This is a genomic window from Armatimonas sp. (assembly GCF_043760365.1).
Taxonomy (GTDB): domain Bacteria; phylum Armatimonadota; class Armatimonadia; order Armatimonadales; family Armatimonadaceae; genus Armatimonas.
Genome location: NZ_JAYUPA010001035.1, coordinates 1 through 7,348 on the forward strand (window position 1 = coordinate 1; position 7,348 = coordinate 7,348).

Annotated in this window: 7 protein-coding genes; 3 read left to right on the plus strand and 4 right to left on the minus strand. The window is 59.1% G+C overall.

The window, feature by feature from the left end:
• Positions 1 to 126: 126 nt before the first annotated feature.
• The 3 genes from ACH2EH_RS26415 (at position 127) to ACH2EH_RS26425 (ending at position 1,341) form a co-directional block, all read left to right on the plus strand.
• Positions 127 to 552 (plus strand): hypothetical protein, encoded by a 426-nt coding sequence (locus tag ACH2EH_RS26415; protein ID WP_395146409.1) that lies wholly within the window; start codon positions 127 to 129, stop codon positions 550 to 552.
• A 256-nt stretch (positions 553 to 808) separates the two neighbouring features.
• Positions 809 to 1,108, plus strand: a complete 300-nt coding sequence (locus ACH2EH_RS26420; protein WP_395146410.1) for a hypothetical protein — start codon at positions 809 to 811, stop codon at positions 1,106 to 1,108.
• Complete coding sequence (locus tag ACH2EH_RS26425) at positions 1,105 to 1,341, plus strand: hypothetical protein (RefSeq protein ID WP_395146411.1); 237 nt, start codon at positions 1,105 to 1,107, stop codon at positions 1,339 to 1,341. Before ACH2EH_RS26420 ends, ACH2EH_RS26425 begins: the two co-directional genes overlap by 4 nt.
• Before the next feature lie 207 nt (positions 1,342 to 1,548).
• Here ACH2EH_RS26425 and ACH2EH_RS26430 read toward each other — a convergent pair whose 3' ends face one another.
• From ACH2EH_RS26430 to ACH2EH_RS26445, 4 genes are all read right to left on the minus strand, one after another.
• Positions 1,549 to 3,387, minus strand: a complete 1,839-nt coding sequence (locus ACH2EH_RS26430) for a TIGR03986 family CRISPR-associated RAMP protein (protein WP_395146412.1) — start codon at positions 3,385 to 3,387, stop codon at positions 1,549 to 1,551.
• A 4-nt stretch (positions 3,388 to 3,391) separates the two neighbouring features.
• Positions 3,392 to 3,886: a CRISPR-associated protein Csx19 gene (csx19, locus tag ACH2EH_RS26435; RefSeq protein WP_395146413.1), complete on the minus strand. Its 495-nt coding sequence runs from the start codon at positions 3,884 to 3,886 to the stop codon at positions 3,392 to 3,394.
• A complete protein-coding gene (locus tag ACH2EH_RS26440) occupies positions 3,883 to 5,256 on the minus strand; it encodes an RAMP superfamily CRISPR-associated protein (RefSeq protein WP_395146414.1) in 1,374 nt (457 codons plus the stop codon). The genes csx19 and ACH2EH_RS26440 overlap by 4 nt, the downstream gene beginning before the upstream one ends.
• Positions 5,253 to 7,348, minus strand: a 2,096-nt coding sequence (locus ACH2EH_RS26445; protein WP_395146415.1) for a hypothetical protein, incomplete at its 5' end; no start/stop codon positions are given. The genes ACH2EH_RS26445 and ACH2EH_RS26440, both read right to left, overlap by 4 nt.

Here is a 7,348-nt window from a genome sequence, read left to right on the forward strand (position 1 = left end):
CGGCCTTTGTCGCGGGTCTTTCGCAGAGCATACCCGCCGCTGAGCGTGCAAACTTTATCCGGCAGTTTTCGGCAACCAGGGCTATAATGCGAGAGAAGACACTTCCCTAAAATCAGGGACAAAACGATGACTAAGAATCTTATTCTAACCCGCGAGCAAGTATGGGCCAAAATGCAGTCCGCCTTCTCCCTGGAAGAAGTCAGAACGACAGAGAAGCTGATTACGGCGTACCTGAAACGGACAGGGGATGACTCCTTCACAAGCGGCGGAGAGATACTTGCTCACGCCAAAGACTACGCCCTGACACGCCAGCAACAAGCCCGCGAGCTGGGTCTCTCTCCCCAGGAAACTGCACGGCGCGAGTCGCTCTTGCGCAGTTTTCGCGGTGTGGAGGAACTGGAAGAGCTGGGTGTGATCCGGCAAGCGTGTCTTGATTGGCAAGCACTTCATCCCAATGATCCCTTGCTACCAGACTGCTTCGAACTTTTAGACTCCAAGGAGCGCCTAGCGAATATGCTCCTGAACATGGAAAGCCTTCCCCAAGCAGCTTGACAGAACGCGATTCCATGCCCCATCACGCGCGATTCTGGTGGATTCCGGTGGATTTGTCAAGAGGTGTCTTGTCGCCCGAAGACTGGGAGCAGGAATTGCACTGAAGTCTAGGCTCTGGTGAGGGTTGAAACGGGTGTGAGGTTCCCCAATCAACAGATAGAATAGTAGCAGCATCAGGATGAGGAGCGCAATGCGAAACTGGAGCCTGAACTCGGCAGCACTGGTAATGTGGTGACGAAAAGAAGAGAGTTAAATCATGAGTTCACTTACGATGACGATTGAGGTTTCCCCGGAGACTGCCCGGCGCGTTGCTGATGATCCAGAGGCGCTCCGCAAGGTTGCCAAGATAGTAGAGGATGCCTACGGTGAAGATTCGGATGATCAGTACGCCGACGATGACTATAAGTTTAGTCCTGAAGATATGGAAGCCATTCGGCAGGGTATAGAAGACAGTGACGCAGGGCGATTCAGTGACGGCCCTACCAATATGGCCCGTAGATTTGAGAAGCTCAGACAGAGGCAGGCAGCAGCCTTAGCTCCTGAGAAGGCGGCATGAGTTTCCCTCTCTCCTGGGAGGAATCAGACAAAGCTGAAGTGATTGTGTCTGACATTCTCGACAAGCTAAACCCTGATGCCGCTGTGCGTTTTGGCATGGCTTACAGAGAGTGCCTTGACGCTCTCTGTCGAAAGATTCCCGAAGATATTGCGAACGGCTTTCCGCCGACGCCCAACGAAGATGCTTTCCTTGCGATGTCGCGTCCCACCTACCGCGCTAAGTTCGAGACCTAGAGGCGCTCACGACTCTCCTCCGTCGGTGTCTGGTACATCGTCTTTCTACTGCTTGATGGAGACGGAGACCACGTTCCCGAAACCCTGCGAGTCGTCGCAGTTCGGCATGGAAGCGCCCCATCTCTGTGGAACGAAAACGAACGGAATGGTGAGATTAGCTCAAGTGAAGAGTGAGAACAACATTTTCATCGCGCCACGATATATTTCCTACTGGCTGCGATGTACCTGCACCGCAGGCAACAGACGGTAGCGCTCCTTCCATTGGTCACTGTTATGGGCTCGATCACTGTCCTGATTATCCCGGTTCTTGATCTCCACTTGCCGGGTCTGCTCATCCCAGCGCTTTCTCTCTGCCTCCTCCGCAGGCGGTAGGCGGAAAAGAGCCGTCATGGCGGCGAAGCGCCCTGGTTCGCGCTGGGCAAGAGCATACCCAAGATCTAGCCCCCGCTGAAAAATCCCCTTGGCCTCACTTCCCGGACGCTGCCCATTGCCCGAAAACGAGCCGTAGCGCTTCGTGGGATCAAGGAACGTAACTCCGCGCAAAGTCGTCTTGAGCGATCCTAGCCCCAGGTTCTTGCCCATGCCGAACTTATGTGCTGCGTCGGGCCAGAGCTTAATGGTATAGAGCAGCGCTCCCAGCTCAAGGTCGGTAAGGTTCTCGAAACGCACCCGCCCACGGAACTTTGTCGAAGGCTTCACGGGGCGAATGTCAGTACTCTGTTTCTCACTGCCTTGCTTCGCACTAAGCTTTAGCTCCCCCAGCGCGGCTTGCGTTGAGCGGTGCCAGTAGCGCTTGTGGCCCCGCAGGCAGGCATCTTGCGAGTCCCAGTGGCGAAGGTTCTCCCCGTCGCGCTGGATTAGGTAGGTCTGGATCGCTGTGGGCTTGGGGCCTGCCAGCAAGACATTGCGAACCCCATGTTGCCCCTCCAGCCACGGCAAAGCGGCTTTCTCATCAGGGCGCTGCCAGAAGGCATCTTCGAAGAAAACACGCCCTCGAATCGAGAAGCTTTCGTTGCGGCTACTTGAAACGCGGCCAAAGACACTCTGGGCCATATCGGGCATCTTAGAGTCAGAGTCCTCGGATTGCTCGTCGCGCATGGTGTGGACACTGGTTGCATAACGAAGCGCCAGCATCATGTTCGCACCAAGCGCACTGACCGTCTTAGACCCCAGGGCACTAATGACAGCGTAGGCAGGCTCTCCGGGCACAATGCGCCGAGGCACCGCGCGCCTCGGGCCGTTGGCCTCGTCGAACTTGTTCCCATGCGCCATCTGTCCCCAGGTGCGGTAGTCGTCGTAGACATCCTGAGGAACCGCATAATCGGTGTAGTTATCTGCGGGGGCAGCGATCACTTGGAAGTAGGAGCGCTTCTGCTTCCCCACGGTTCGCCCTGGCACCGTCAACCAGCCCTGAAACGCTCCGTTGTCGTCCTCAAAACAGGTCTCCACTTCGGGTACTTCAAACCAGCGCTGGCTCACATCCTCAGGGCGGCGCAAGAGCCCCACACGCTTTCCCGTGGTCTGAAACCAGTCTTGAGTTGCCTGGTACAGTGCGGGAGAATCGCCTATGCCACTGCCGTTTACCGAGATTGCAGCAAAGCCTTTTGGGAAACGATTCGAGACACGCAGCACCAAGCCCTCATCCGTCTCGATAAGCTGCCCGCCAATCAGGTGGGTGTCGGCGTTAAACGCTTTGTTGTACTTTTCCCGTAGCTCGGCTTTGTTGGCGGCGAAGTAGCGGTAGTAGTAGCGCCGGTCGGCGACAAACTCCATCCGGCTGTAGGTGAAGATCTCGAAGGCGGCGCGAACCATGCCCCGAAGCGAGGAGCCGGGCAGAACAGGGACTTGATCGCCGTGGTGGAAGAACTCCGTGGTGTCTTTCTCGGCGCGGGTGAAGATCGGGGTTAGCGCTTCGTACTCCACCTCGACCCAGCCGGTGTGTCGGTCAGCATGCCAGTGGCTCTGGTCGAAGTCTACCGGGGTCTCGGAGTGCAGGATCACTCGGGGAAGCGGAATAAAGTTATAGGGGGTAATGGCAGAGGGCATCGTACTACTCCTTATCCAAAATCTTAACAAAACGTGTGGCCGCAATGCGTACCAGGTCGGTCTCTGGGTCTTCTTCGAGCAGATGCGCCGTCAGAACGCCCTTGCCATGTGGCACCACGGTGACCCGCCCCGCCTCGTCGCTACGAAGCGTGAAAGGGCTTCCCCCCAGTGGGTGGGGTGCACCAACAAAGTTCAGAGGTTTCTCAATCCACTCCCCTTCGGTCGCACGCAGGAGGGAGTGCCGCAGCTCCCCATCCCCTTCGCGCCAGAGGAGGAGCTGCTCCTCGGGCCCAAACAGGCGGGCTTCAAAGACGCGGTCGGCCTGTAGGGGACGAACCCCGGAGCCTTGCACCTGGTCGGTGCGGTGCCAGGTATCGCCCTCGCGAACCGCCCAGACGAGCGTGTCGGTTGCCTGTAGCACGGCATAGGTTAGTCCCGCAGAGGCATCGGCGGGCTTGGGGCCACCGAGGAGCCAGGAAAGATACTCGAAAGGATTCATTTGCCGTTCTCCTGAATCAGATAGTTGTCTAGCCGGGTGATCGTCGCGGCATCCAAGGGGGTGCCGTGCGCGAGGGTCAGGGGAGCTCCCCCATCAGGGAAGTGGGCAGTCACGCGCCCCTTCAGGACTCCGCGGCCAATACTGCTCTCCCCACCCAAGGGAAGAAGCCCCTCGACTAGGTCACGTGCGGCAAGCAAGAGCAGCCCCATTTGGGATGGTTTTTCGGGTGCCCTGAGCTCGACCGTAAACTGCACCTGGCCCCGAGTTGCCACTTGCTGGTCAAAGAGGGCGGTATCGAGTGCTCCTCCCGTAAACCGATCTATCTTCACACGGGTCTGTTTGCGAGCCTCGCTCTCCAAGAGGGTTGCCTCCGAGACCTGCACGCGGCTGGCTGTCAGTCCGTTCTTACTCTCTTCGGGTGCCGTTCCAAAAAGCGACGGCACAAGCGTATCGTTCCAGCCCATGGTCTTGGCAATTCGGCCACAGTGTGAGCGCAGGGCACCGGCAAGCGACGTGCCACTGAGGAGCTGCTTGCCCTGCTCGGTGAGGTGTACCATGTCCGGGTCAGTGGCCCTGACACCCGGTGTGCGAATGAGGAGGGTTCCTGGCAAAGAGCAGTCAAACTCCAGGCGCAGTGCCTGCCGCTTGTCGGGTTGGTTTGCGAGGTTGGGATAGTGCTCCCCCAGCGCAGCTCGAAGTGTGGGCTGCGCTGCAACACTACCCAGTGGGTTCTCATGGTCGGTCTTTGCGTAGGCACGCCACTCATCCAGTGTGGTAAGCGGATAGCGCTTTGCCTTCCACGCGGAGACACGGCACTCCCCCAATCCACGGCTCTTGCGCGCCCCAAAGCGAATATGCCCCCCAGCAAGCGCTTCCAGAGCAAGACAGAGCTGGGTAAGGAGCGCCTCTTCTTTCGCCCATACCTCCCCCTCCGGTACGGCAAGCTCCAGGCGGATCGGGAAGGTCAGCCCCGGAAGGGCAAGCTCCCGGTCGTACTTCAGCCCGTCAGCAGCTAGGCGAGACTGGGGTTTGATGCGTACCCCATCGCGGATGGTGGCGGCAACAGATTTAGGTGCGGCAACGGCATCGAAGACCATAAGGGGGCTCTCGTGATACTTCATGTCTCCAAAGAGCTTCCCTGCCCCTCCAGAATCTTTTGTCCGGTAGCCCACGAGCTGATCTTCGAGGGCGCTTCGTAGTGCCCCTGCCAAGGTGGTTCCAGGGAGCACGACCTGCCCTTTTGCATCGCGTGCAAACGTAGAGTCGGCGCTCTCGGAGTCCTCTGTCCCAATCTGCGAGGCGGATGTCAGGGTGAGCTGGGCAGTAACCACCCAGCGAGCAAGAATCTTGCGGCGTTTCTCTGCGCTCATTTGCTTTCCTCCAACTCTTTTTGGGCCCGTTTCGCCAGAGCACTAAACAAGGTGTCGAGATAGTGCCGCCGCAGCGAGCGCTTTGTCTCCGCCCAGAGCTGCACACTCTTTGCTTCCGAAACCAGCCGGTAGCGAAGCCGCTCCTGTGTATCGAAGTCAAACTGAGGCCAGTTGTCCTCTTTGGCAAGCAGTTCCACCAGCCATACGGAGAGTTTCTTGCCCCCCAGACGGCAGCTTTCTAGCTTCTTATACGCGGTTTCTTTGAGGCGCTCTTCGCGCGAGCCGCTTAGCCACTTCTTCAGTGTCATGTCCCAGTCCTCACCACGAAGCGCAGTTCGTAGCCGCTGCGTGGTGCTCGGTGGCGGTGGGTTGCTGGCTTTCCCCGCCAAGTCAATCGCATGCTGTGCGAGCAGGGCTTTCAGGCGCCGTGTGTAGAGCCGCCGCTGTGCCTGGATCAGTAGCTCCGGCTCAGGGCTTGACGGCTCGCGATAGGCTTGCTTGTCTTTCTCTTTTGCAATATCCAGCCGTCCCTCCTCAGGCAGAGGCAGAATGGCCCAACAGCCAAAGCCCTCCGCTACACGCTCCCCCAGGGGCTTAGCTTGAAGTGCGATCAGCTCATCGGGGCAGATGTCCTGCTGCGCAATGCAGAGAGCGACACTCCCCATCGCAGCGGCGGGAACGCCGGGATACTCATTGCGCCAGAGGCGGGAGTAGCCCCGTGCGGTTGCCACTTTCACTCCGATATTGGTCACGGTGGCCTTCCCGACAAAACGCTCTGTCAGCACTTCAGCGAGGGCATAGGGATCGTGCTGGCCGTGCTTGTTTCGCACCAAGACATCCGAGGTCAGCCGCACGACAAACGCTTCGTCTTTCGAGAGTCCTTGTGGCTCGGGCACACCCGGCTCACAGGCACTTGCCTTGCCCACTTCCACGTTTGGCAGGCCGCCGTACTGCGACTTGCTGGACCGACCTAGAAAGAGCGGCCCTTGCTGGAGCAGTGCCCCCAGCGCCGCTTCGAGCGCCGTGTCTCCCTCAGGAAGCGCGATTCCACCGATAAACTCCTGATCCTCCGCCAGCGCCTCGTAAACATAGACCGTCGCCGGGCCGTCTTTTCGCGTGACCCCCGTCTCACGATCCCGCGTCTGGTGCGTATGGGCAATCTTTTCGGACTTCGCGGTTCCCCAGCGCTGGAGATGCTCATCCCATGCCAGGAAGTTCGCGCCCAGCGGCGTGCGCTGGCTATCCCCTGTTTGGGGCTCAGGCGTATCACTCAAAAGTCGCTCGATCTCATCGGCTGGCCTTGCCTCAGAGTCCTCCGGTCTGGTCGCGTCTTTGTCGCGCCGAGCGGTGATCGGAACAGGTAGCCCTCGCTTCCCTTGCCGAGCGGGGTACGCATTAAGCCAGCGTACACTTCCTGAAGCCAGAAGGCTGTGCAGGAGCGAGTCATCAGCACCACTGGCTTCCAGGAGTGCCGCAACCGCCCCACGGACAGCACTTCCGGGGATGTACTCGCGGCTGATCCGTGAGTTGACATCCAGCTCGGAGGAGGTCAGCAAAGCTGGCTCCATGAGCATGAGGCGCAGGGGCAGAAAACATGTTGTGCTGGCCGTTTTAGGGGCAGACGGCAGTTTTGGCAGTGCCTTCTCCGCCTCCCATGTCACCGAGAGCTTGATATGCCCCAAGCCCCGGTTGCGATCAAGGCCCGCGTGGCGGGTCAGATCGCAGAGCAGTGCAAATAGCTCGCGCTCTGTGTCCTTGAGATTCCCGCGCACCGTGAGCCGTGCCTGAAGCTGCGCTCCTGCAGGCACCACGCGCACAAGCCGCAGTGTTTCGGTCTTCGGCCCCCCTGTCTCGCGATCCTGAGCAGTGAGGAAGCGCGTTGCCAGAAACGCCTTTGGGAGGGCGCTTTCGGAGAGAGGATTCCCTTCCCCACCCTTCTGCCCACGAGTCAGCGCTGCATCAACATAACCACGTAAGACGGAGTCCGTGACGCGAGCCGTCCCGACTCTTAGCTTCCCTTCTGCCTCGTTGCTACGCGGCGTTCCTAAAAGAACCTCACCCTCCCTTGGGGCTGGGTCTCCTAGCATGAGCC